Annotated in this window: 21 protein-coding genes; 16 read left to right on the top strand and 5 right to left on the bottom strand. The window is 64.7% G+C overall.

Annotated elements, in window-relative coordinates; translation table 11 throughout:
* Nucleotides 1–110: 110 nt before the first annotated feature.
* The 5 genes from PIN31009_RS15335 to PIN31009_RS15315 all read right to left on the bottom strand — a co-directional run bounded on the left by PIN31009_RS15335 (nt 111) and on the right by PIN31009_RS15315 (nt 5,892).
* Nucleotides 111–1,430, bottom strand: coding sequence for a collagen-like triple helix repeat-containing protein (locus PIN31009_RS15335; RefSeq protein WP_150790792.1), 1,320 nt, complete (start codon nt 1,428–1,430; stop codon nt 111–113).
* Nucleotides 1,431–1,504: 74 nt separating this feature from the next.
* Complete coding sequence (locus PIN31009_RS15330) at nt 1,505–2,236, bottom strand: MarR family winged helix-turn-helix transcriptional regulator (protein ID WP_150684455.1); 732 nt, start codon at nt 2,234–2,236, stop codon at nt 1,505–1,507.
* Between the two features lie 85 nt (nt 2,237–2,321).
* Nucleotides 2,322–3,578: a collagen-like triple helix repeat-containing protein gene (locus PIN31009_RS15325; protein ID WP_246185686.1), complete on the bottom strand. Its 1,257-nt coding sequence runs from the start codon at nt 3,576–3,578 to the stop codon at nt 2,322–2,324.
* A 322-nt stretch (nt 3,579–3,900) separates the two neighbouring features.
* Nucleotides 3,901–5,553, bottom strand: a complete 1,653-nt coding sequence (locus PIN31009_RS15320) for a collagen-like triple helix repeat-containing protein (RefSeq protein ID WP_174997191.1) — start codon at nt 5,551–5,553, stop codon at nt 3,901–3,903.
* Nucleotides 5,554–5,580: 27 nt separating this feature from the next.
* Nucleotides 5,581–5,892, bottom strand: coding sequence for a hypothetical protein (locus PIN31009_RS15315; protein WP_150684453.1), 312 nt, complete (start codon nt 5,890–5,892; stop codon nt 5,581–5,583).
* Between the two features lie 1,176 nt (nt 5,893–7,068).
* Here PIN31009_RS15315 and PIN31009_RS15310 point away from each other — a divergent pair.
* From PIN31009_RS15310 to PIN31009_RS15235, 16 genes are all read left to right on the top strand, one after another.
* Complete coding sequence (locus PIN31009_RS15310; protein WP_150684452.1) at nt 7,069–7,254, top strand: Flp family type IVb pilin; 186 nt, start codon at nt 7,069–7,071, stop codon at nt 7,252–7,254.
* A 24-nt stretch (nt 7,255–7,278) separates the two neighbouring features.
* Entirely contained in the window at nt 7,279–7,476 is a 198-nt protein-coding gene (locus tag PIN31009_RS15305) for a Flp family type IVb pilin (RefSeq protein ID WP_150684451.1), read from the top strand.
* 13 nt (nt 7,477–7,489) lie between these two features.
* Nucleotides 7,490–7,969, top strand: a complete 480-nt coding sequence (locus tag PIN31009_RS15300; protein WP_150684450.1) for an A24 family peptidase — start codon at nt 7,490–7,492, stop codon at nt 7,967–7,969.
* 124 nt (nt 7,970–8,093) lie between these two features.
* Complete coding sequence (locus PIN31009_RS15295; protein WP_150684449.1) at nt 8,094–8,624, top strand: TadE/TadG family type IV pilus assembly protein; 531 nt, start codon at nt 8,094–8,096, stop codon at nt 8,622–8,624.
* A 142-nt stretch (nt 8,625–8,766) separates the two neighbouring features.
* Nucleotides 8,767–9,786, top strand: coding sequence for a Flp pilus assembly protein CpaB (gene cpaB / locus PIN31009_RS15290; protein WP_150790790.1), 1,020 nt, complete (start codon nt 8,767–8,769; stop codon nt 9,784–9,786).
* Between the two features lie 121 nt (nt 9,787–9,907).
* Nucleotides 9,908–11,302, top strand: coding sequence for a type II and III secretion system protein family protein (locus PIN31009_RS15285; protein WP_150790789.1), 1,395 nt, complete (start codon nt 9,908–9,910; stop codon nt 11,300–11,302).
* A 28-nt stretch (nt 11,303–11,330) separates the two neighbouring features.
* On the top strand, nt 11,331–12,662 hold the full coding sequence (locus PIN31009_RS15280) for a hypothetical protein (protein WP_150790788.1): 1,332 nt from the start codon (nt 11,331–11,333) through the stop codon (nt 12,660–12,662).
* 1 nt (nt 12,663) lies between these two features.
* Complete coding sequence (locus PIN31009_RS15275; RefSeq protein ID WP_150684445.1) at nt 12,664–14,040, top strand: TadA family conjugal transfer-associated ATPase; 1,377 nt, start codon at nt 12,664–12,666, stop codon at nt 14,038–14,040.
* On the top strand, nt 14,037–14,960 hold the full coding sequence (locus tag PIN31009_RS15270) for a type II secretion system F family protein (RefSeq protein WP_150684444.1): 924 nt from the start codon (nt 14,037–14,039) through the stop codon (nt 14,958–14,960). Before PIN31009_RS15275 ends, PIN31009_RS15270 begins: the two co-directional genes overlap by 4 nt.
* A 16-nt stretch (nt 14,961–14,976) precedes the next feature.
* Nucleotides 14,977–16,020, top strand: coding sequence for a type II secretion system F family protein (locus PIN31009_RS15265; protein ID WP_150684443.1), 1,044 nt, complete (start codon nt 14,977–14,979; stop codon nt 16,018–16,020).
* A 2-nt stretch (nt 16,021–16,022) separates the two neighbouring features.
* Nucleotides 16,023–17,096, top strand: a complete 1,074-nt coding sequence (locus PIN31009_RS15260) for a tetratricopeptide repeat protein (protein WP_150790787.1) — start codon at nt 16,023–16,025, stop codon at nt 17,094–17,096.
* A 166-nt stretch (nt 17,097–17,262) separates the two neighbouring features.
* Nucleotides 17,263–17,796, top strand: coding sequence for a DUF3613 domain-containing protein (locus PIN31009_RS15255; protein WP_174997189.1), 534 nt, complete (start codon nt 17,263–17,265; stop codon nt 17,794–17,796).
* Nucleotides 17,797–17,802: 6 nt separating this feature from the next.
* On the top strand, nt 17,803–19,956 hold the full coding sequence (locus tag PIN31009_RS15250) for a pilus assembly protein TadG-related protein (RefSeq protein ID WP_150790785.1): 2,154 nt from the start codon (nt 17,803–17,805) through the stop codon (nt 19,954–19,956).
* A gap of 112 nt (nt 19,957–20,068) precedes the next feature.
* The gene (locus PIN31009_RS15245; protein WP_150684439.1) at nt 20,069–21,466 is read left to right on the top strand and encodes a sigma 54-interacting transcriptional regulator; all 1,398 of its coding nucleotides are present in this window, start codon (nt 20,069–20,071) and stop codon (nt 21,464–21,466) included.
* A gap of 596 nt (nt 21,467–22,062) precedes the next feature.
* A complete protein-coding gene (locus PIN31009_RS15240; RefSeq protein WP_174996088.1) occupies nt 22,063–22,692 on the top strand; it encodes a DUF2968 domain-containing protein in 630 nt (209 codons plus the stop codon).
* Nucleotides 22,693–23,061: 369 nt separating this feature from the next.
* Complete coding sequence (locus PIN31009_RS15235; protein WP_170935863.1) at nt 23,062–24,954, top strand: potassium transporter Kup; 1,893 nt, start codon at nt 23,062–23,064, stop codon at nt 24,952–24,954.
* Nucleotides 24,955–24,990: the final 36 nt, after the last annotated feature.

The following is a 24,990-nucleotide window of genomic DNA, read 5'->3' as shown; positions in this document are numbered from 1 at the left end:
TCAAGACACCGTCTTCAGGCTATCTGTACGACGCCACCTTCCACCCCCAGCACTGCTCCCTCTCGCGAACTGCGAACTGCAAACTACCGGCCCTGCATTCGATTCGTTGCTTATTTCCCTAGCCCGCCCAGCAGGCCCGTCACTGGCGCGAGCAAACCGCCTGCGCCGCCAGAGCCGCCCGACGTGTTGCCTGCAATCGACGTGAGCGGTGCAGTCACCGAGCTCAGCAATGTGGTCACCGGCGCAAGCGGATTACTGGCACTGCCGGAGCCGCCCGCCGTGTTGGTCACACCGCCTAACAAGCCCGTGACAGCACCGAGCGGATTGCTGGCCGATGACCCCGATCCGGTGGCACCCGAGAGTCCACCCAACAAACCGGTAACGGCCCCAAGCGGATTGCTGCCTGTCCCGCCCGACGAACCCGTCGCTCCACCCAGACCACCGAGACCACCCAACAAGCCGGTTAATGCACCCAGCGGATTCGTGCCGCTGGCCGACGTCGGTGTGACGGTCGTATTGCCGACGTTGGCGAGTACCGTGCCGAGCGCATTGGCGCTCGTGCCGCTGGTACTGCCGGTCAACAAGCCCCCCGCACTGGTCACGGTGTTGCCGAGTGCCATGAGCGGGTTCGCGAGACTTGCGACCACCGCATTCGGCGCAGCGCCCTTGACCTGTGCGCCGGCGGAATTCAAGGCGCCACCCACGGTGCCGAGCAGGCCGGAAAGCGGCGCGCCCAACCCGGTGGTGTTGCCTACCGTTTGCGTGGTGTTCACCACGGTATTCGTGATCGGCGTGACGGCCGACGAGAGTGCTGTCGTGGCCTGCACGACCGGTGCACTCGTCAGCACCTGCGTGAGCGCCGCGCCACCTTTCACGCCACCCTGACCGACGGTCGAGACCACATTCCCAAGCACACCCGTCAGCGTGTCGACAGGCGTGCCGGCCAGCGGACCGCTCTTGCCGATGCCGGCGATGCCGCTGCCGAGAGAGACACCGGCATTGCCCAGATCGGTCACGACGTTGCCGGTGCTGGCGAGCGTGGTGCCGACGGGGTCGGTGCCGGATTTACCGAGTTGTCCGAGACCGTTGCCGACACCCGTCCCCAAGTCGGTGACGGCGTTGCCGGTTTGCGTGAGCGCGCCGCCAAGGCCTTGATTGACTTGCGGCGAGACGCCCGGAATCGTCGTGCCGGACACCTGATTACCGACCGCGCTCACCACCGAGCCCACTGAACTGACAACGCCATTGCTGCTGGTGGGCGTGGTCGGGTTGGTGGGGTTTGTCGGGTTCGTCGGATTGGTGGGATTCGTCGGGTTGGTGGGCGTGTTGCCCGTCGCACCGCTGCCGCTGCCCGAACTCGAGCAACCCGTAACTCCCACGACACCTGCCACCAGCGCGGCGAGCAGGGTAGGACGCAAGTGCTTCGACATGACGTGTCTCCATGATGTGGCAAACCCGGTGGCCAACCCGAGGGCCGACCCGGCGGCAGATGCGCCGCGCGCGTTCACGAGCGCGCCGGGGCCGGCCGGCCGGTCGAAACCAGTCCGGCGATGTCCTGATCCGCTTCGAAGCGCAGACGGAAGGTCTCGCTCTTGAGCGTGCGAATGCTCTGCACCAGAAAGTCGTGAATGGCGGCCAGTTCGTTCTGGTCGTATGCAGCACTCACGGCGGTGAGTTCGCGCGACACCGACGACAGAAACTGTTCGATTTGCGCGCAGCGTTCTTCGATGGGGTGAATCATCACCATGCGGCGATCGTGCGGGTTCTTCTCGCGCTCGACGAAACCTGCACGCTCCAGCCGGTCGATGACGGTAGTGATGCCGCCGGAGCTCACGCCCATGAGTTCGGCGAGTTGCCCGGCAGTAATCGATTCGAGTTCGAGAATCAGATCGAGCGCGTTCAGATCGGTGACGTTCAGGCCGAGTTGTTCGGCGAGGGCGGCGTGGTAGAGCGCGGTGTACACGGCGAGCCGGCGTCCGAGCGAGCGGACGATGCCAGAGACCAGATCGTTGCGGTTCGTGTGTCGATCGCTCATGGTGCTGTGCGCTCCGTTGAGCTGAGAGGCGGAAGACGCTGCCCCGTAAGCGGCACCGTGGTCGGTGCCGGAGGTGTTGTGCAAGTGGTTCGAAAATGCGCCGTTGCCGGTGTCGCGAATGGCTGCCGGTTCGGTCATTTGCGTGGCAGATTCGCCATGGCCGCGCATCAAAAGGCCGGTGTCGGGAATGAAGCGGGCCATGGCATCTCCTTATCGATCAAGTGCGCATCAACCAGTCAGTTGTTGACCGTTGCGCGATGGGTATTTCGCTAGAACGCGCCGCGGGTTACTTCGCCACCGTTCCGAGACTGCCGAGCAAGCTGGTGACCGGTGCCAGCAGACCGCCGAGGCCGCCTGCTGCGCCCGAACCCGTGCTGCCGCCTGCTGCGCCGGTCACGCCGGAGAGCAGATTCGTCACCGGAGCGAGCGGGCTGCTGCTGCCGCCCGAGCCGCCACCCGATACCACCACGAGCAGGCTGGTCACCGGGGCGAGCGGGTTGCTGCCACCCGAGCCGCCTGCAGCACCCGACAAGCCCGAGAGCAAGTTGGTCACCGGGGCCAGCGGGCTGCTGCCGCCGCTCGATCCACCGAGGCCGCCCAGCAGGCCCGTGATCGAGCCGAGCGGGTTGCTCGCCGTCCCCGTGCCGCCACCTGCCGCCGTGTTGCCCAGATTGCCGAGCAGCGAGCCGAACGGGTTCGACGAGCCGGTGGAGGTCTGGCCGTTCACGAAGCTGCCGAGGCCTGCCACGGTGTTGCCGGTGGCAAGGACCGTGCCGCCGAGGGCATAAACAACCTGATTCGAAGAGGTGCCGCGCAGCGTCGTACCGACGGTGCCGACGGTGTTGCCCAACGTGGTGAGCAGGTTCTGCACCGGTCCGCCCAAGCCCGTGGTGTTACCCACGGTGCGGGTGGTGTCCGAGACCACATTGGTGATCGGGGTGATGGCCGACGAGAGGGCGGTGGTCGCCGTCACGAGCGGGCCGCCGGAGAAGGCCTGCTTGAGGATCGCGCCGCCGGCAATGCCGCCCTGACCGACCGTGGCCACGACGTTGCCGAGCGCACCGGTCAGCGTGTCGACCGGCGTACCGGCGAGCGGGCCGCTCTTGCCGATGCCTGCGACGCCGCTACCCAGCGAGACGCCTGCGTTACCCAGATCGGTCACGACGTTGCCGGTGCTGGCGAGCGTGGTGCCGACGGGGTCTTTCGATGCGCCGATCTGGCCGAGACCGTTGCTCACGCCGTTGCCGAGATCGGTGACGGCGTTGCCGGTCTGCACGAGGGCGTTACCCATGCCTTGCGTGGCTTGCGGCGAGACCAGCGGCAGATTGGTGCTGGCGACCTGATTGCCCAGTGCGCTCACGACGTTGCCGGCGGAGCTGACGACGCCGCCTGCGCCGGTTGCGGTGGTGCCGACGGCATTCGGGGTGCCCGTGGTGCCGGTGGCCGTGGCGCCGCTTCCGCCGCCGCCGCTGGAGCAGCCGGTGAGAGCGATCATGCCGATAGCGGCAGAGGCCAGAAGGGTACGTTGCAGTGCGTTCGACATGATGTTCATCTCCCTGATCGTTTTACTGTGTCCCGGCGGCGTGCCGCGCGGAGTCGTCTGTGGTTATGTCTTCGATTGCCGGGTTACTTCCATTTCAGAAACCTGGGCCGGTCGCTCTGTAGCCGCTGAAGTCTGGTGAGGCGGCGAGGGCGGGCGGCGCTCGGGGTGGACCGGACCCGGACCTTCTCGACCCGATGTGCGGACATCGGGAGGAGGGCCGGATCGCGGCGATCACAGGCGGGTGGGGGAATCGCTCGGGTCATGGTCGTGACTCCTGTTCTCGCGTCTGCCGGACGATGGTTAGGTGGTTAGGCCGGGCGACTTACTTCTTGCCGCCGCCGAGCAGGCCGCCGAGCAAGCCGGTCACCGGGGCCAGCAGACCGCCGTTGGCGCCTGCCGAACCCGTGGCACCGCCTGCGGCACCCGTCACTGCGCCAAGGAGGTTGGTGACCGGCGCCAGTGCGCCAGTGGAGGCCGAGCCGCCGGCACCTGCCGAAGCACCGCCCGAGCCAGCCGAGCCGCCGGCACCTGCCGAGACCGAACCGCCCAGTGCGCCCGTCAGGCCGGCCACGAGGTTGGTCACCGGGGCCAGCGGGTTGCTACCGGACGTGCCACCCGTCACACCGCCGAGGCCACCCGTCAGGCCGGCAACCAGATTGGTCACCGGGGCGAGCGGGTTGCTGCCCGACGTGCCGCCAGCGGCACCGCCGAGGCCACCCGTCAGACCGGAGAGCAGGTTCGTGACCGGGGCCAGCGGGTTGTTGCCCGACGTCCCGCCAGCGGCGCCGCCGAGCGAGCCGGTCAAGCCGGTGAGCAGATTCGTGACCGGTGCGAGCGGGCCGCTGCCCGTGCCCGTGCCGCCAAGGCCACCGAGACCGCCGAGGGCCGACGTGAGCGGGGCGAGCGGGTTGGTGCTGGTGGGCGTGCCATGCACGAGGCCGCCGAGGCTGGCCACCGTGTTGCCCACGCCGGCCACCAGACCGCCGACGTCCGTGGCGATCGGGTTGTTGAGTTGCGATGCCACCTTGGTGCCGACACCGGCCAGACCGCCGCCGACTTGGGCCAGCAGGCCAGCCACCGGCGTACCGAGGCCCGTGACGTTGCCGACCGTTTGCGTGGTGTTGGTGACGACGTTCGTGATCGGCGTGATGGCCGACGACAGGCCCGTAGTGAGTTGTTGCACCGGGGCGCTGGTGATCGTGCTCGTCAGGGTGTTGCCGATGGCGACGCCGCCGTTGCCGACAGCCGTGACGACACCGCCGAGCAGCGTCGTGACACCGTTGATCGGCGTGTTGGCCAGCGGGCCCGTTTGACCGAGACCGGCGACGGCGCTACCCAGTTGCGTGCCGGCGGTGCCCAGGTTCGAGACCACACCCCCCACGCTGGCGAGCGTCGGGTTGAGCGGGTCGGAGACCGAACCCAGCTTGCCCAGACCGTTCGTCAGGCCGTTGCCCAGCGTTTGCACGGCATTGCCGGTGGAGACGACGGCACCTGAGAGGCCGCTTTGCGTTTGCGAGCTGACCAGCGGCAGTTGCGTGCCGGCAAGTGTGGTGCCGAGGTCGCTGACCGTCTTGCCCACTTGCGTGACGACGCCGGTGCTGGCGGTGCCGGCGACCGTGCCGATCGGGTTGGTGGAAGCGCCACCGCTGCTGCTGCCGCCGCTGCTGCTACCACCGCTGCTGCTACCGCCGCTGCTGCTACCGCCGCTGCTGCTACCGCCACTGCTGCTACCACCGCTGCTGCTACCACCGCTGCTGCTGCCGCCGCTGCTGCTACCGCCACTGCTGCTGCCGCCGTCGGTGCCCGTGCCGGTACCCGATCCGCCGCCGCTGCCGTCACCGCCGCTCGAGCCGGCGCTGGTGCCGCCGCCGAGTGAGCCGCTGGTGCCGCCCGAGCCGGAGCTGGCGCAGCCGGTCATGGTGACGATGGCGAGAAGGCAGGCCGAAGCGATAAGGTTGCGTTGGATGCTGTTCATGATGGTGTCCTCTGGTCGTTTATGTGATCAGGCGAGCGCGTCTTGCGCTGCCAGTCGGGTGTTCATGCGTTGTGCGATGAGTGCGAACAGGAGCGCCTCGACGGCTGCGCTGGTGGGGCCCGTCATCGCCAGGGCCTGATTCGTACGTTGAGTGCCTGCCGTGCCGAACGGTGTGGCGGTGGCGTGTACGCCACCGCCGTCCTCACCGCTCCTCCCTGGGCTTGCGCCTCTACGATCGTCTTGGGCGGCAGCGCTGCGCTGCATGGCCCTGACGCGCTGCTGCGAGGCGTTGATGCCTGCGGTGCCGAGCGTCGTTTGTTTGGTAATGCCAATGATCATGGTGTCCCCCGGTGATCTTTAGCGTTGCGATGCAGGGATATCCGCAAGAGGTGTGCCAACCTCTAAATCCGGGGTTGAGTAATCGCTCTAGATTTCCCGGCGATTGCCCTGAAAGCCTGTATTTATTTGCGTTTCGCAAAACAAGAATCTTTTGGATCGAGAGATCGACCGCTGGCACGCCTGATCAAAAGTCAGGGTTAACGAGATCGGGAAAAGGTGAAAACGGCGGTAATTCCAGCGAATTGCCGTTCCCGTTACGGGGGGCGTTACGGGGAACGTTACGTAACGTGATTCCCGTGGGGGCGGGTAAATACGTGCGTCAAAACCCGAATGCCGGCATCGGTGCCGGCGATTGCGAGAGATTCACGAAAGGGAGGATCGACGGCGTCGCCGTTGTCGCGTAATTTTTGGAAATCGCGTTACAACTGCTGCCGGAGAAGGCGTGCCGAATGCGCTGCGGCAAAGATGATTGCCCCTGCGGAAAAGGGAGCGCGTAAGAAGTAAATGAGAAGGAATACGATCGGCATCCGCCGGGCTAATACAGACGATGTGGAAATACCACGGATGGCGAAAGATTTCGAAAGATTCACCGGTTGCGCACACGGTCGCCGGCGTGTGAGATTCCTCACGGTGCCGCGATTGGCAAGGGTTGCGAAGCGATTGACGAATTCAGACGCGGACCCGGCGGCCGTGGCGGCCGCTAAACACGTTGAATGGACGGTGAATGGACGCTGAATGGACGCTGAATGCGCGATGGATGAATAGTTATTTAAATGTCCGCTGCATTCGATGCGTTGTTTCGCTCACACGCGGCGAATCATGGTTTTCCCTCGCGCGTGTTGCATTGCTTAGTTTTGGAGTATTGTTTGATCAACCCGTGTAACGTTTTCTTACATTCTCCGGGGTGATTGGTAGGAAGGCTCTAGTTTTTGCGTTTTAGTTTAAATTAGCATCGAAAAAAAATAGTACGCGATCCCGAAGGTTGTTACAGCATGGCGGGAAATAATGGCGTACAAAGTAAAAGAGGTTCGTAAGCCTTGCAGCGCAACGAACCCGAGGCCGAAGTCCAGAACTGATAAGCGATATGGCGAGTTCTCGTCATTCAGGCGAAGCCTGAGAGTGACTTGCCATGTATGCCAACGGGCGCAAAGCGCCTTAATAGTGAGGGAGGGTGAGATGAAACTCGGCAATCGTATTCGACTGTTTGCGCGCGACGAGCGTGGTGTGACCGCGCTGGAGTACGGCATTCTGGCTGCTGTTGTCGCCGTGATTATTGGCGTCAGCGTCTCCCCGGCATTGCAGGGTGTCTTCACATCGGTCTTCTCGAAGGTTCAGTCGGTCGTGACGTCTGCGGGTGCCTGACGGCGCTTGCGCGGGGTGCGGACTATGCGAATCGCGCGGCGTAAGCGTTACGGGCGGCGGGGACTGCGGCGTCAGCAGGGTGTTACGGCGCTGGAGTACGGCATTCTCGCCGCCATCGTGGCACTGATCATTGGGACTACCGTCTACACCCAGCTGGGCAGCGCGATCTCATCGATATTCAGCACGATGTCGTCAGCCGCCATCTCGGTGATTTCGCACTGACACGAGGGCCACCGTGCTCACCTTGTTGTGGTTGCTCTGCGTGCCGATCGTGGTCACCGATCTGATTGCACGCCGCATTCCTAACATGTGGTTGTTGTGGGTTGGGGCGCTTGCGCTGGGCTGGATCGGGTGGCAGGCGTGGCACGGCGAACCCCGTGTGTTGTGGGTTCACGGGCTGGGCGCGTTACTGGGATTAATCGTACTGCTACCTTTTTGGTGGCGAGGCGTGATGGGGGCGGGCGACGTCAAGTTGTTCGCGCTGATTGGCCTGATTGCCGGCTACCCGGTGTTGCTGCCGGTGTGGTGTCTGGCAAGCGTCGCAGCGGGGGTGCATGCGCTGGTCTTGCTGGCTGGGCGTCTTGCGTGGTTGACGCGCTGGCGGGAGCGGACGAAGGCCACGGCGACGTGGCAGCAGATCGAGCGGTGGCGGGCCGGACGCATCGGGTTGCCCTACGGGGCGTATCTGGCGGTGGCGGCACTGGTGGTGCGATAGCGGCAGCGTGAGTAGCGTTTGAGAAGCAGTTGAGAAGCGGTTTAGAAGAGCGTGTCGAGTGCCGCAGAAAGCGGCACCGCAATAATGGGAGGCGCGGGCGACGCCGCGCGAATGAGTGGGACCAATGCGTCGCCAAACACGGCCTCAAGCGCCGTGCGCGACGGGGAGTGTCGTCATGAAGCGGTACAGGACACAGGCAGGATCAGGGTTGCGACCGGCGCGTTCGCGTGGGGTTGCCGCTCTTGAATTCATGCTCATTCTGATGATCCTGTTGCCCGCGTTCTACGTCGCCGTCGCATTCTCGATCACCATTCTTGCCCGACAAATGCTCACGCAGGCGGCTGCCGAAGGGGGGCGTGCCATGCTGCGCGCCGGCACGCTGGCACAGCGCCAGAGTTTCGCCACACAGGCGATCGGCAATACGCTCGCGTGGCCTGCCTCGAGCGCGGTGTCGACGACTTTTGTGCCCGACACCACCTATCCGTGCCCGGCGTCCGGGGCATCGAGCAGCGCGTCGCAGTGCATCGTTCACGTCAACCTCAGCCTGAACCAGACGATGACCGTCAACTGGCCCGGGTTGGGGAGTCTGGTGCCGTCGACCATCAACGGCACCACCGCGGTAACGCTCGACACGTCGACGCTCGGTGGCAGTTGAGCAGGCAGTTGAGTGGGTCATTGAGTCGAACATTGAGTTGGCAGTTGCGTTGGCAGTCGATGTCATGCCGCCGGTTACACGTTACGTTACACGTTACCCGGCGCCCGAAATTTGTGACTGAACGGCCGCAAGGCCCCAAGCCATGAACAAAGCCACCAAGATTCTCGCGACGCTGCTGGTTGTTATCGGGGTGCTGCTGGCACTCTTTGCGCTGCGATTGGGAACGACCAGCGCGCCGGCGCCGACGGCAACGCCCTCGCCGGTGACGCAGACGCTCACGCAGCGCTACCCGGCCGTGGTGGCGGCCAAGGCTTTGGCGCCCGGGCAGGTGATTGCTGCCGACGCCGTTAAGCTCGTGCAATTCGACGCCCAGACGCCGGGCGGTTTTACCAACCCCGCCGACGTCGTGGGCCGCGTGCCGCTGGTGGCCCTCGCCGCCGGGGTGCCGGTGACCCAAAACACCCTCGCGCGTGGTCTTGCCATGCAACTGGCGCCGGGCGAGCGCGCCGTCGCGCTGCCGGTCACCGAAGCCGTGGGCGTGGCCAACCGCATCCGTCCGGGCGACTACGTCGACGTGTTCTTCACGATGAAGACCAATCAGGCCCCGGGTCCGGCCGTGGGGCTGGCCGACGACACGCAGGCACGCCTGCTCGCCTCGCGGGTGCGTGTGTTGAGTTACGGCAATGCGTCGCTCGACGACGTGACGCCACCGCCCGTCACGCCGGGCGTCGCTTCCACGGTCCAAGCGGCCGCCACTACCGCGCCGCCGCCTCCGCCGCCTAATGTGAACGTGCAGCCGCCGATGCCGGCGACTGCCGCCGTAGTGGCCGTGCCGGTGGCCGACGTCAACCGTGTGGTGCTCGGCACGCAGCAAGGGAAGATCACGCTCGCGCTGCGCAACCCGGCCGACGACGCCAGACCCGATACGTCGCTGTTCCCGTCGCCGCCGCCGGTGCTGGCGGGCAAGGCCGGCCTGAAGGGCGACGACAAGGCTTCGCTCGATACCCCGGAGAATCAGGCCTATGCCGGTATCGCGACCACCGGGCTGGCCGGCGCTCCCGTCAAGGCGGCCGCGGCACCGCGACCGGCGGGTGGCGGGCAGGGCGGTGGCGCCACGATCGAGGTCGTGCGCGGTGCCGAGCGTTCGACGGCGTCATTCTGAACCACCGGGCATCGGAAGACCACTTAGAGAAACAGACTCAGACACAGAGAAAACCACGTACAGGAACGCTTGACCCAAGGCTTTCAAGTTCAATCGAAACAGTGACCGATATAGCCACGCCATGATCAGAAGCCAGGTTCGCACTGCCAGACGAGACGTCAGACGTGTCACGGGGACGCTGTTGTGCTTTGCCGCGCTGGTCGCGTGCGCAGCCACAGTGTCGGTGCGTCTGGCCGAAGCGGCTGACCCCTCTCAGAGCGCCAGCATGCGTTCGCTGACGCTGGGTGTGCACGAGCAGCGCGAGCTGCCGCTGCCCGGCACGCTTGAACGGGTGGCCGTGGCCGACCCGGCCGTTGCCGACGTCGTAGTGCTGCGCGGTACCGGCGGGCGTCGCGGTTCGGTGCTCGTGGTCGGCAAGAAGGCGGGCACGACACAAGTGTCGGCATGGCCGCGCGGTGGTGACGCCGTGCGCTGGCAAGTGCATGTGACGGGTGATCTGCAAAGCGCGCTGGGCGACACCGGCACGGCGAGCGTGGATGCGCGTGGCAATGCTGCGCTGATTCAGGGCCACGCGAACACGATGATCGAGCACAGCGGCCTGCAATCGGCGGCGGTCGACGCGACGGGCAAGGGCGGTGTGGTGGTCGATCGTTCGACGGTCGGCGAGACGGGGGTGGTGCAGGTCGACGTGAAAATCGTCGAAATCAACCGCAACATCCTGAATCAGATTGGCGCGAGTTTCTCGGCGTCGAAGAAAACCGGGTCGGGCAGTTTCGGCGTGGTCTCGCAACTGGCGTCGGCATTCGGCGGCTCGGGCGGGACCGGCAGCGGTCAGGTGTCCAGCTTCGGCTCGTTCTTCGGGTCGATCACGCGCGGTGCCTTCACGCTCTCGGCGGCCATCGATCTCGTGCAGACCAACGGGCTGGGCCGCATTCTGGCGGCGCCCACGCTGGTGGCACTGTCGGGGCAGAGCGCGAGTTTCCTTGCGGGCGGCGAGATTCCGGTGCCGCAATCGGGCGGCCTCGGCACCACCACGGTGACGTACAAGCCGTTCGGCGTGGGGTTGACGGTGACGCCGACGATTCTTTCGCCCAACCGCATTGCTTTGAAGGTGGCGCCGGAAGCCTCGGACATCGATTACACCAACGCCATCGTGACCGACTCGGTGCAGATTCCGGCGATTACTACCCGGCGCGCCGACACCACGGTCGAGTTGGGTGACGGCGAGAGCTTCGTCATCGGCGGGCTGATTTCACGTACGACGACCGCTTCGGTCGACAAAATTCCGTTGCTCGGCGACCTGCCGCTCATCGGCGCATTTTTCCGGGATTTGAAGTACTCGAGTGCAGAAAAAGAGTTGGTCATCATCGTAACGCCGCATCTGGTCAAGCCGGTCGCCGCCGGCGTGGCCATGCCGTTACCGGGCGACACGCGCGAGCAGCGTCCCGGTCAGGTGTGGGGCGCTTACCTGATGGGCGTGGCAAGTGACAGCGAACTGCCGGGGTTCTCGAAATAACGCTGGCAGAGCAGTAAGGAGTGCAAACATGAACGCACCGACGCGAATACTGGACACCATGACTGAGTTGCATCGCTTCCTCTTTTGCAGCGCGCATGCCGGCCACGGTCAGTGGCTCTCGGCAGCGCTGCGCGAAGAGGGCGTCTTGCTACAGGAAGCGGGACGCCCTGCGCAGTTGCAGCAGCGCATCGGCGATCTCGATCCGCAGGTTGTGTTGCTCGATTTTTCGGGCGAACCGACCGGCCACGCCGATGAGCCAGCCGACGGCGGCATCGCTCAGGCCGCCGAACTCGCGCAGATGCTCAAGCGCGTCGCACCCAAGCTGCCGCTCGTGGCGGTGGGCTCGATGGTGCGCGCCGACGGCATGAAGGCCGCCATTCGCGCGGGCGTGCACGACTTTATCGACATGCACTCCACGCACGAAGAGGCGCTCGACGTCATTCGCCGCGTGATCGATCAGACGCCGCCGCCAAGCGCCTCGGCACCGACCCGCCACGGCCGTTTCGTGGTGCTGCTCGGCGCGCGCATCGGAGTGGGCTGTAGCACGCTGGCCGCGCACCTGTCGCAACTCTCGCAGGAACTTGCCGTCGGCACACCTTCGAACAAACCGGTGAAAGCACCGGCGGGCAAAGACGATAAGTTCGACGCGTCGCTGCTCGGCCACGTTGCGCTGCTCGATCTCGGGCTGCCGTCGGGCGATGGCCTGCTGTATCTGAATACGCAAAGCCAGTTCAGCTTCGCTGAGGCTGTGCAGAACCTGCGACGCTTCGACGAGACGCTGGTACACACCGCCGTCTCGCACGCGTCGAGCGGGCTCGCAGTGCTGCCGCTGCCGCTCGATCTGGGCGACATGCGCAGTGTGGCCGCCGCCGACGCGCTGGCGCTCACCGACCGCCTGCGCTCGTTCTTCGACCTGATCGTGGCCGATTTGGGCGGGTTCTCGAATCCGTCGTTCGTGTCGAGTCTGGTGCGCGCGGCCGACGAGGTGTGGCTCGTGGTCGATCAGAGCGTGGGCGCGATCGTCTCGCTGGCTTCTCTGCTGCGCGATCTCGAAGAGAAGAGCGTGGAGCGCAGTCATCTGCATCTGGTGCTCAATCGCTACGACCCGCGTTACGGCATGGCGGCCGACCAGATCGCCAAACGCTTCGACGTGCCGCTGCTCGCCACGCTGCCCGACCGGCCGCTGGCGATGCTCTCGGCAACCAATCAAGGCAAGTTGATTCTCGATACGGCACGCAGCGATCCGTACGTGCGGGCGTTGCAACCGCTCGCCGAACGACTGCTTGCCGCGCAGCATGCAGGTGCTGCGGCACATCGTCAGGCCTCGGGCTGGCTTGGCCGCTTCATTGGAAAGCACTGATATGACCGACTCGATCGAATTTGCGGACGACAGGCGCGCTTTTGCCAACTCGCAGCAATTTCAGGACATCAAGACCGCAGCGCACGAGCATCTGCTCGCGCGGATCGAGGAACTCGGTGCCGAATTCGGCCGCTGGAGCCGGGGTGCCATCCAGCAGTTTGTCGACCTGGAGATGGACGGCTTCGTCCGGCTTCGCCGCATTCCGATCAACGAGGCCGAGTTGCGTCAGATCTCCGACGCGCTCACGAAAGAGCTGGCCGGTTTCGGGCCGATCGAAGACCTGCTGGGCGACGCCGAGGTCGAAGACATTCTGATCAACGGCTACAACGACGTGTACGTGTCGCGCAAGGGGGTGCTGGCGCGCGAGGCGCTGCGCTTCTCCGATAACGCGCACTTGCTGCGGATCGTGCGGCGGATTCTGGCGCCGATCGGCCGCCGGCTCGACGAATCGAATCCGATGGTCGATGCGCGCTTGCCCGACGGCGGCCGCCTGAACGTGGTGATCGAGCCGCTGGCCGTCGACGGGCCGGTGGTGTCGATCCGGAAGTTCCGCAAAGACCCGCTCAAGCCGTCCGACCTGCTCGCGCTCGGCAGCTTCAACGAAGAGATCTACGGCTTGCTCGAAGCGGCCGTGCGCTCACGCTGCAACATTCTCGTGTCGGGCGGGACCAGCTCGGGCAAGACCTCGCTGCTCAATGCGCTGGCCAGCTTCATCCCCGCCACCGAGCGCGTGGTGACGGTGGAAGACACGGCAGAACTCTCGCTCAACCACCCCCACGTGGTGCGTCTGGAGTCGCGTCAAGGCGGCTTCGACGGCTCGGGTGAAGTGACCATCCGCGACTTGATCCGCAACAGCTTGCGGATGCGCCCCGACCGCATCATCGTGGGCGAAGTGCGCGGCTCGGAAGTGCTGGAAATGATGCAGGCGATGAACACGGGCCACGAAGGCTCGATGGCGACGATTCACGCCAACTCACCGCGCGAATGTCTTTATCGTCTCGAAATGCTGGCGGGCTTCGCGGGTTTCCAAGGCAGCGAAAGCAGCCTGCGCCGGCAGATTACGAGCGCACTCGACTTCATCGTGCAGATTGGCCGGCTCTCCAGCGGACGCCGGCGCATTCTGTCGATTACCGAAGTCACGGGCGTCTCGGACACCGTGATTTCGACGCAGGAGCTTTACCGTCACGAAAGCTTCGTCGGGCCTGACGGTGAAGAAAAAGACCGTTGGGTGTCGTTGGGCATTCAACCGCACTCGCCCAAATTGCAGCGCTACAAGGACCAGACGCGCAACGCGAATGCCGCTGCCGCTGCCGCGCAGCAGCCGGGCAATACGCCCCCCGATTCCGGTGGCGGCGGCTTCTTCGGGCGGCGTCGATGAACCCCCTCGTGCTGTGGCTCGCCTGCATCGCGCTGCTGTTGGTGGCCGGCGGGCTGGAGCTTTGGCGACGCACTTATCAACGCGCCCGCGAGCAGGCGACGAGCGCGTTTCTCGAGCGCCAACTGGCCCACAACGCGCCGCAATTCGCTGCGGCTGAAGGCGCCATTGCCCGCGTGGCACGCCGCAAAGCGCTGCCGTGGGAGTTCTTCTTCGAGCGCGCAGGCGTGTATCCCACGCCGGGGTTCTACGCCACATTGGTGGGCGGTGGGCTCGGGCTCGCATTGATTTTCTGGGTGTGGCACGGGCCGTTCTCGGCGCTGATCGTGCTGATTCTCTACCTGCTCGGCGTCGTGTTGCGCTACTGGTTCAAGGGGGTTCGCCGGCACGCCGAGATCGTGCGTCAGTTGCCGGTGTTTCTCGATGGCATGGTGCGCATGCTGACGGTCGGCAACAGTTTGCCGGCGGCATTCCAGACAGCATCCGGCAATGCCGACATGCCGTTGCGCGAATTGCTCGACAGTGCTGTGCGGCAGGTGCAGGCCGGCGTCGATCTCGATGTCGCACTCAAGCAGATTGCCCGCGTGTACCGCGTGGAAGAGATCTATCTGTTTGCGTCGGTGGTCGATCTGTCGACGCGTTTCGGCGGGCGCGCCGATCAGATTCTGTCGCGCATGTCGGGCTTCATGCGCGATCGCGAACAGGCGCAGGCGGAGCTGCACGCGCTGTCGTCCGAGACGCGGATGTCGGCGTGGGTGCTGGCCGCATTGCCGATTGTGGTGAGCGCGTTCCTGATGCTGTTCAACCCGGCGTTCTTCGAACCTATGTTCCAGCAAACGTCGGGTCAGAAGATTCTCGCGGTCGGTCTCGGACTGGAAGTCGCGGGCGGCTTCATCCTGTACCGGCTGGCTAAGTCCATCTGAGCGAGAGGCGCCCCTGATGAACTTTTCGTCCTTCACGTCGCTGGCTTCCGACTCGCACACTTGGCTGATGTTCGGCCTGCTGCTGGTCGCGGCCGGCCTGTTGCTGGCAGCGTCGGCGATCCTGCTGCGCGGCATGCGTCAGGACCGCAGCGGGCGCGTGATCGACCAGATGCTCGCAAATCGCCAGCAGCAGACGCTGGCGGCCATGCGCGCAGCGACGGCGCCGATCGGCAGCTCGCTTTCGCCGGGTGCGCCGGGTGACGAGGACGAAGGCACCAGCACTGGCGCGAAAGGCTGGCGTTCGTTGTTCGACCGCGCGGCGGCGCTCGGTAAGCAGTGGTCGGAGACGCGCTTCGGGCAGTACCTGATCGCCGCCGAAGATCGTCTGCTGCTCGCGCAATGCGGCTGGGACAGCGTGCGGGCGAAATCGCTGTTCCTGTTTTCGCGCGTGGCGCTGGCGGTGGTGCTGCTGCTCTTCGTGTGGATCTGGTTCCCCGGCGGTGGCGGCTTGAGCACGATCCTGCGCCTGCTCGGTGCTGTTGGCGTGGGCCTGCTGCTGCCGAAGTTCTACGTGCAGCGTCAGGCTGCGCAGCGGCGTCGCGAGATCGTGGAAGAACTGCCGTTGCTCATCGACTTGCTGCGCCTGCTGCAAGGCGTGGGGCTGTCGATGGATCAGAGCTTGTACGTGGTGGTGTCGGATTTTCGCGAAGTGCTGCCCATCCTCTCTAAGGAATTCGAGAACGCCAATCGTCAGTACGCCTCCGGGCGGGGACGTGAAGCGTCGATGGTGCGGTTGCGTGAGGTGTACGACAACGACGACCTGCGCGCGCTGGTGCGCCTGATTGCGCAGGTGGAACAACATGGCGGCGCGGTGCAGGAGCCGTTGCAGCAGTTCAGCGACCGGTTGCGTGAGCAACGGCGGCAGACGATGAAAGAGCGAATCGGCAAGCTCACGGTCAAGATGACGCTGGCGATGATGCTCACGTTGCTGCCCGCCCTGATGCTGGTGGTCGCAGGCCCAGCGATTCTGTCGCTGGCGAAAACTCTGGAGGGCTTGTAGCCATGACACGATCCCAAATGACGCAGGTGTGCCTCGGGGCGCTGTGCGTGGTGATGCTTGCCGGGTGCGCGTCGAAGGGCGGCGGCTATGGTGCGCCGTCGGCCGCCGCGCTCATGCGTGCACAGCAGGACGATGAGGCGAAGGCCAAGACGGCCGCACCCGATACGAAAGAGTTGTACCTGTCGATGATTCGCGAGATGCAGGAGCGGGGCGCCTATTTCGCCTCGCTGGCGCACATCGATCAGTTCCGGATTCAGTACGGCAACTCGCCCGACGTCGACATTCTGCGCGCCGATGCGTTGCGCGAAACCGGTCAGCCGGACGCTGCCGAGGCAACCTATCGGACGCTGCTCGCCAGCCCGGTCGCCGCTGCGGCGTGGCACGGGCTCGGTCTGGTGGCCGCGCAGCGCAAGGACTATGCGGGCGCGACGCAGGCGCTGCGCGAGGCCGTGAGCCGTGCGCCGACGGAGCCGTTCTATCTGAGCGATCTTGGCTTTGCGCAGCTATGCAACGGCGATGCAGCCGGTGCACGGGTGCCGCTCGCGCAGGCCGCGGAGCTGAAGCCCGACAGTCGCAAGGTGCTGAGCAATCTGGCCGTGTATCTGCTGGTGACGGGCGAGCGCGCGCGCGCCGACCAGATGATGACGCAGGCCAAGATGCCACCCGCCACGCGCGAAGCCATCGACAAACTGGCAACCGATATCCGCACGCACACGCAGGCGGCGCGCGCTGCCGCAGATGCTGCGGCCGCCCGGGCGGCGGCGCAGGCGGCTGCGGCGATTGTGCCGCCGGTGCCGCCAGTGGCGGCGGTAGCGACGGTAGCGACGGTTGCGGTGACGGCGGCCTCTGCGCAGCCGACACCGCCGGTCGCGGCGCCGTCTGCCAAGGCCAGCAACGTGGTCGTGCGTCTGCCAGAGCCCGGCGCGCGCGCCGTGGCGGCGACGGTCGACGCTGCGCCGAATCGTACGGCGGCAAACGCGGCCGATGCCAAGCTCGCGCGGGCAAGCGATGTGGCGCGCAGCGACATGCCGACGTCGATGCTCGACCGGTTTGCCAATTCGTCCAACTCACAATAAGCGCAGGCATCGCATTCACAACGACGCCCACAGCACCAGTCACGCATAAGTAGTCACGCAACTTCAGGGAGACGTGATGATGGCAGGCCAAATGCAACGAAGGGAGAGACTCTCCCCGCAGCCCCGGGCGGCAGATCGGGACGTGCCGGGCCGGCGCGGTCTCGGCGTGCCATGCCTTGCGGGTATCGCACTCGCGCTGTACGCAAACTGGGCTGGCGCGCAAACGGCCCCCCTGACCGGACAGATGGGCGGTGCCGATGCGCGCACGGTGGCGCAGGCCACCGCTGCACCCGCGAATACCGCTACGGTCCAGCAAATTCCATCGCCGGATGCGACGGTCGGGCAAGCCACGCAGACGGCACCCGCAGCCCAACCGGCGCAGGCTGCGCAGGTCAGCCGTGTGCCACCGAACTCCGTGCGCCGCACGACACCGTTACGCGTGGGCGAGCACGCCGCAGACGGCATGCTGGGCGACGAGACCGAAGCGTTGCTCACGTTGCAGGCGAGCAATCTGGCGGCAGGGCGCGGCTTGCCGATGCTCGGTGCCACGGCGTCGCGGGCTTATAGGCGTTATCTCGACAGCTTCAACTACGCCATTCCCGCGTTCTACCCGACGATGGTGCAAAGCGATAGCGCGGGCGGAGGGGGCGGTGGCGGTGGCGGGGCGGTTTCCGGTGGAGGGGCTGGCGCGAGCCAGTAATTCCTCATGACACCCCGTGCGCGCACGCGCAAAACGGCTCGCCCCGCGGCATCCGCCGCGCCTCGTGGCAACCCTGCAACATGGCTGGGCAATCTGCGCCGGCCGGGCGGGCGTCAGCGTGGCTCGGTGCCGATCGTGGCGTTTTCCTTCGTCATCGTGGTGCTGATTCTCGCGTTGGCCATCGACGCGGGCTATGCCTTCATGAAGCGGCGCGACCTGCAACGCACCGCCGACATGGCGGCGCTCGCAGGGGCGCAGACGCTGCCGGGCTGCGCCAACGCCACCTCGTACGACACGGTGGCCCGCGCGAACGTGACGGCGAATCTGGGCGCAGACGCGGCCAATACGACGGTGGCGACGGCGTGCGGCATCTGGACGAATCCGACCGCGAGCGCCACGACGCCCGGCACGTTTGCGCCGGTCGGCTCGGGCGGCGCGGCCAGCGGTAATGCCGTGCAGGTGACGCTCACCCTGCCGGTGGTCTCGTTCTTCCAACTCACGGGCACGCGCAACATCACGGCGACGGCGATCGCCCGCAAGGCGCCGGCCGTAGTGACGTTCACCGTCGACTCGGGCCTGCTGGCACTGAATGCCAATAATTCGGTGCTCGCGCCGTTGCTGCAATCGATCGGGATTTCGCCAACGCTTTATGTCGGCGCGGCACAGCAGCTCGTCGGGGTGAACATCACGCCGCAAGGGCTGTTGCAGGCGCTGGGTGTGCCGGTGACAGGCGACGTGACGGTGGCGTCGCTCTCCGGCGTGGCGGCGGTGAAGAACCTGACGCTGGGGGCCCTGCTCAGTGCAACGAACACCGCACTCGCGACGCAGAACGGTGCGTTGTCGGCGTCGGTGACCGCACTGGGTAACCTGATCAATGTGTTCGGCAACAGCCCGGTATTGAGTCTGCCGATTCAGTTGCTGGGTACCGCGACGAGCCCCGGCATCATCGCGAATATCGATGCCGCCGGTGTGACGGCCGCCAACGCACTCACTGCCAACATCGGCGTCGCCGATCTGATTACGGCGGCTATCGTCGGTGCGAACGGGAATAACGCGATTGCGATCAATGGGCTCAGTATTCTCGGCAATGCCGTGACGGCCAGCGCGAACGTCATCTCGCCGCCGCAGGTAGGTGTCGGCGGCGTAGGGGCCAAGGCCACGACGGCACAGGTGCGGTTGTTCCTCACGATCAACACGGCAGCCGCTTCCGGGTCATTGGGCTCGGTCGCGGGCGCGTTGCTCAACTCGCTGGGTACGACGCTGAATCTGCCCTTGGTGATCGAAGTCGCGCAGTCGACCGGGACGGTCACGTCGGTGCAGTGCGGCGCGACGCCGTCGACGACGATTCAGGTGAACTCGGGGCTGGTCAATGTTTGCGTCGGTGCGGCGGCCAGCGGTGTGAACGTGAAGACCAATCCGGCCAGTTGCACCACGCTGATGACCAACCGCGTGACCATCGCCAAGTTGCTCAACCTGATCAGCGTTTCGGGCAACGTGAATCTGTCGCTGGTGACGAATTCGCCCGCGCCGATTACGTTCAGCGGACCGTTCCCGCAGAAGGTCGGGCCGATCGGCTCGAGCGTGAATCTCAGCCAGATCGTGTCGGCACTGCTGACAGGGTTGTCGCTGGATGTGAGCGCGTCGGGCTCGTCTTCGTCGGATACGGTCGCCGGCGGGCTGGTGGGCAACGTGCCGAGTGCGGCGGTCGGGTCGACGATTTCGACGGTCAACGGGTTCCTGAGCAACGCCGCAAACGGCCTTCAATCCACGGTGAATGCGCTGGGCACAACGCTGGGTGGTGTGCTGACGCTGAATCTGCCGCAAGTGCTGGGCGGCGTTGGGGGGCTTGTCACCGGGTTGGTGAACACCCTCGGCGGCATCGTGAACGGGCTGCTGGGCGGTCTCTCCGATCTGCTTTGCAATCTGTCGGGCAGCGGGGCGAATCAGTGCCGGATCGACAACGTGAAGAGCGGACTCAGCACCAGTAACATCTCCCCCGTGCTCGGCAGCATTCTCTACACGCTGCTCAACCCGCTTCTCACGCCGATCAGCACGTTGCTCAACACGCTGCTCAACGCGCTCGGTATCACGCTCGGCATGACGACGGTGACGGTGGACAGCATCAACTGCCAGAACGGGCTGGTGCAACTGGTGTATTAGCGGAGTTCATAAGACATCACCCGATAACGCGATAACCCGATAACGCGATAACCCGACGACAAAACTTCACCATGACGGACGCCCGGGGGCGTCCGGCGACCAGCGGAAAAGCATGAAAAGCAAGCCAGTACGTGAAGACCTCGACGTGTATGTGTGGGAAGGCAAGTCCGACATTGCCGACCGGGTGGCGCATTGCCTCGCCAGTTTCGACATGGAAGTGATTCGCGCCGACGGTGCCGACCTGTCGCGCGAGCGCACCAAGACGCGGGCGTCAATCGCGGTGGTGAGTGTCTCGGTGATCGAAGGGGCGGCCACCAACGCGCACGAGTGGCAACTCGGTCACGGCATGCCGGTGATCTGGGTCGCGACCGCGCCGCGCGAGAACGATCCGCGCACGTATCCGCCCGAATACAGCAACATCCTCACGCTCGACTTTTCCGGCGCCGAACTGCGCACGCTCATCTTCAAACTGTCGGGCGCGATTGCCGAGGCCGACCGCGCGCCGGCGCCGGCCGATCCGCTCGTGGCGCAATCGAGTGCCATGCTCAACCTGCTGGCCGAAGTCGACGCGTTCGCCGATTGCGATTCCAACGTGATGATTCACGGCGAAACCGGTGTCGGCAAGGAGCGCATCGCCCGTCTGCTGCACGACAAACAGACCCACTACGGACAGGGGCCGTTCGTCGCCGTGAACTGCGGCGCGATTCCCGACGGCCTGTTCGAATCGCATTTCTTCGGGCACGCCAAGGGCGCGTTCACAGGGGCGCTGTATTCGCACAAGGGCTATTTCGAGCAAGCCAACGACGGCACGCTGTTCCTTGATGAAATCGGCGACCTGCCGCTTTATCAACAGGTGAAACTGCTGCGCGTGCTGGAAGACAGCGCGGTCACGCGTCTGGGCTCGGTGCAGCCCGTGAAGCTGGATTTCCGGCTGGTGGCGGCCACCAACAAGAACCTGAAGTCGATGGTGCGCGACGAACTGTTCCGTGCCGACCTGTTCTATCGGCTGGCGGTGATCGAGTTGCACATTCCCAGTCTTGAAGAGCGCGGGCCGATCGACAAGCTGGCAGTGTTCAGCACGTATCTCGGCAAGGTCGCGTCCGATCCGGACATCGGCGGCAAGGTGCCGCCTTGGTTGCGCGAACTGGTCGAAGGCGGTGTGTTTCCCGGCAACGTGCGCGAAATGCGCAACATCGCCGAGCGGGTGGGCATCATCTACCGGCAGTTGGGGACGTGGGACGAACGCCGCATCCGGGCGATCTTCGAGGCGCTGGCGACCGGCGTGATCGTGCGCCCGGACGACCCGGCCCGCGCGGGGGCCCTCACCGACCGGGCGCGCTGGGACGCCACCGAGCGTACCCGCATCGTCGCCGCGCTCGATGCCAACGGCTGGCGCCGGCAGGACACGGCCAATGCGCTGGGCATCAGCCGCAAGGTCTTGTGGGAAAAAATGCGCAAGTACCAGATTCTGGGCAACGATTCGGAACTGGCCAGCGAGTACGAAAGCTGACGCGATGCCTGCGTGTCGTGCACTGCGCAGGTCATCTTCGCAAAAGCGTCTCGGGCACACTTCCGCGCATTGCGTAGGCCATAGCCTTTTAAAACCCTTCAATGCAGGGATTTGTCTGACACACAACTTCGGTTTGAGGGAAAACCTTTGGCTGCAGGGTTGCGTGGTGTCAACAGTTGAAATCCTACCGCCTCAATATTGCATTCCGCGCTTGGAAGAGCGCCGCGCAATGGATAGAATTGGCGGCTATTGTGAGCGTGCGGTTATTATCTGCCGGCAGCGCGGGCACCTGCCGGGGACACAGAGATATCCGGACGAGGGCAAACCAGCGTATCGGCGAGAGAGGCAGGACGGCGGCGGGACATGATGTCCGTTACACTGTCGTGGCTAAAATACGCAGGTCTCAGATCCTCGGGGCGGAGTCCGGGGGGGCGAATGAAGGCGACGCATAAGGGTCGTTAAACGATCCGGTCGATAACAGGAAAACAGATCAGATGAAAATCAGTGATTGCCGGGGGCGGTTTTGGTTGGGCGTGGGGGTGGCATGCCTGGCAGCCTGGGGGACGTCAGCGGGGGCCGCGGATGCGGTCAAGGATGTGACCGGTTCGACGACGCCCGGTCAATTCGCCGCACCGGCAGTGCCAGCGCAAGGTGTCTCGGCCCCGGCTTCGGCCTCGGGCACGATTCAGGAACTGCGCGATCGCATCCAGAACAAGGAAGTGACCGAACTTCGCACGACGTACAACGGCCGCTACGGCGCCAGCCTGTTGTTCTATCCGCAGACCATGGGGTATTACGTCGCACTGTTCCATGAAGGGCAGTTCTGGCGTGTGGTCAAGCTGAACAACGAGAAGAAGGCCGAAGCCCTGTACGGTGACTTCGTCCGTCAGACGCAGGTGCTGGCCGATGTGGAGATTCGCCGCATCAAGCTCGAAGCGCAGAAGTCGCTGATGGAGCGTCAGTTGGCCGAGAGCGAAGCCCGCCTGAACGCGGTGCAGAGCGATCTGGCAATCCAGCGTCAGCAGGAACAAGCGCTGGCGCAGAACCAGCAGGCCGTGCGTGAGCAGGCTTCGGCACTCGAAACCGAACGCTCCGCAGCGCGTATTCGCCTGACGGACCTTCAGGGTCAGATCCGTTCGCTGGAAGCCGAGCAGAACAGCGCCGACTCCGATCTGGTCCGCTCGGTCAAGAGCACCGGCAACCGCAAGACGACCAAGCGCCACTAAGTCGATTGCATGCCGTGAGGTTATGAGAAAGCCGCCTTCGGGCGGCTTTTTTCATGGGGAATCGAGAGGGATGCCCCTTTCGCTACACGCAATTGTCGGGACTGTCGACCGGCGAATCGCGCATGTCTCGCATTTGCAACTCGAATTGCCGTGAAAAGCGCGTTACCCCGGTGGGGTCGGGGTGGCGTGAAGGCCCGGGAAAACCACGTGGCGGCGCGCTGGTCACGGGGCGCGGCTGCAATTATCCTAAGCAAACGTGTCGTGTGTGGCGTCCGGCACTCGGGGGCCGTCCCGACTAGCTAGGGACTCGGCAGCCAGTTAGAATAGCGCCCATTTTGTGCAGCGCAATAAAGCGATTACCCAAACCTTATGACGCAAACCATACGACAGGGGCATCGCCCTCAGCCCATGCCTGCGCTGATGGTCGCAGCCATTGGCGTCGTCTTCGGCGATATCGGCACCAGCCCGCTCTATGCGCTCAAGGAATGTTTCGATCCGCAGCACGGCATTCCGTTTAACCAGCAAGCCGTGTTCGGCATCATCTCGCTGCTGTTCTGGGCGCTGGTCATCGTCGTCTCCCTGAAGTACGTGCTGTTCGTGATGCGCGCCGACAACCGGGGCGAGGGCGGCGTGCTCGCGCTCATGGCGCTGAGCCTTCGCAGCGTGCGCGCGGGCAGCAAGTGGGCGTCGGTGCTCATGATGCTGGGGATGTTCGGGGCGTGCATGTTCTACGGGGATGCGGTGATCACACCAGCCATCTCCGTGATGTCGGCGGTCGAGGGGCTCGAAATCGCGGCGCCATCGCTGACGCGGTTCGTGCTGCCGATCACCATCGTCATCCTGATTATTCTGTTTTCGATGCAGAAGTCGGGCACGGCCAAAGTGGGCCGCCTGTTCGGCCCGGTGATGGTCGTGTGGTTCGTGATTCTCGGCGTGCTGGGCGTGTACAACATGTTCGCGGCGCCCGAGATCATCAAGGCGATCAACCCGTACTACGGCATCCATTTCATTCATACTCACGCACTTCAGGCCTACATCGTGCTGGGCTCGGTGTTTCTGGTGCTGACCGGTGCCGAGGCGCTGTATGCCGACATGGGGCACTTCGGTATCCGTCCCATTCGCTTCGCATGGACGGCGCTGGTGTTCCCGGCGCTGGTACTGAATTACTTCGGCCAAGGCGCGCTGCTGCTGAGCAACCCGAAGGCGATCGAGAACCCGTTCTTCCTGATGGCACCGGACTGGGCGCTGCTGCCGCTGGTGGTGGTCGCCACGGCGGCGACCGTGATCGCATCGCAGGCCGTGATCTCGGGCGCGTTCTCGTTGACCAGTCAGGCGATTCAACTGGGCTACGTGCCGCGCATGAAGATTCTGCACACGTCCGATCGCGAAATCGGCCAGATCTACATGCCGGTGATCAACTGGTCGCTGCTGTTGGTGATCATCTGGATCGTGCTGGCGTTCAAGTCGTCGAGCAATCTTGCTGCGGCGTACGGTATTGCCGTCACGACGACGATGGTGATTACGACGATTCTGGCGTGCGTGGTGATGGTCAAGGTCTGGAACTGGAACAAGTTCCTCGTGGCGCTGATCATTACCGGCTTCCTCGTGGTCGACTTCGCGTTCTTTGGCGCGAACCTGATCAAGGTCGAGGAGGGCGGCTGGCTGCCGCTGGCGCTCGGCGCGTTCCTGTTCTTCATGCTGATGACGTGGCACAAGGGACGCCAGTTGCTGCGTGAGCGCACGGCTGCCGACGGTATTCCGCTGGGGCCGTTTCTGCAAGGGTTGCTGGCCCATCCGCCGCATCGCGTGGCGGGCACGGCGATCTATCTGACGGGCGGCAACACGCTGGTGCCGGTGAGCTTGCTGCACAACCTCAAGCACAACCGTATCTTGCACGAGCGCACCATCTTCCTGACGTTCCGCACGGTCGATGTGCCTTACGTCGAAGACGACAAGCGTATGGAAGTGAAGGACCACACGGGCGGCTTGTATAGCGTGGTGTCGACCTTCGGCTTCAACGAAACGCCGGACGTGAAGGAAGTGCTGCATCTGCTCGAAGAGAAGACGGACATGCATTTCGAGCTGATGGATACGTCGTTCTTCCTCGCCCGCGAAACCGTGGTGCCGACCAAGCTGCCGGGGATGTCGATCTGGCGCGAACGTCTGTTCGCATGGATGCATCAGAACGCGGCCAAGCCGACCGACTTCTTCAGCATTCCGGCCAACCGTGTGGTCGAGTTGGGGACGAAGATCGAGATTTGATCGATCAAAGACGCGATCTGAGTGTCATGAAAAAAG

This window comes from Pandoraea iniqua (genome assembly GCF_902459685.1).
GTDB lineage: Bacteria > Pseudomonadota > Gammaproteobacteria > Burkholderiales > Burkholderiaceae > Pandoraea > Pandoraea iniqua.
The sequence above is the reverse complement of the archived record's forward strand: the minus strand, read 5'-3'. Positions and strand labels throughout refer to the sequence as shown.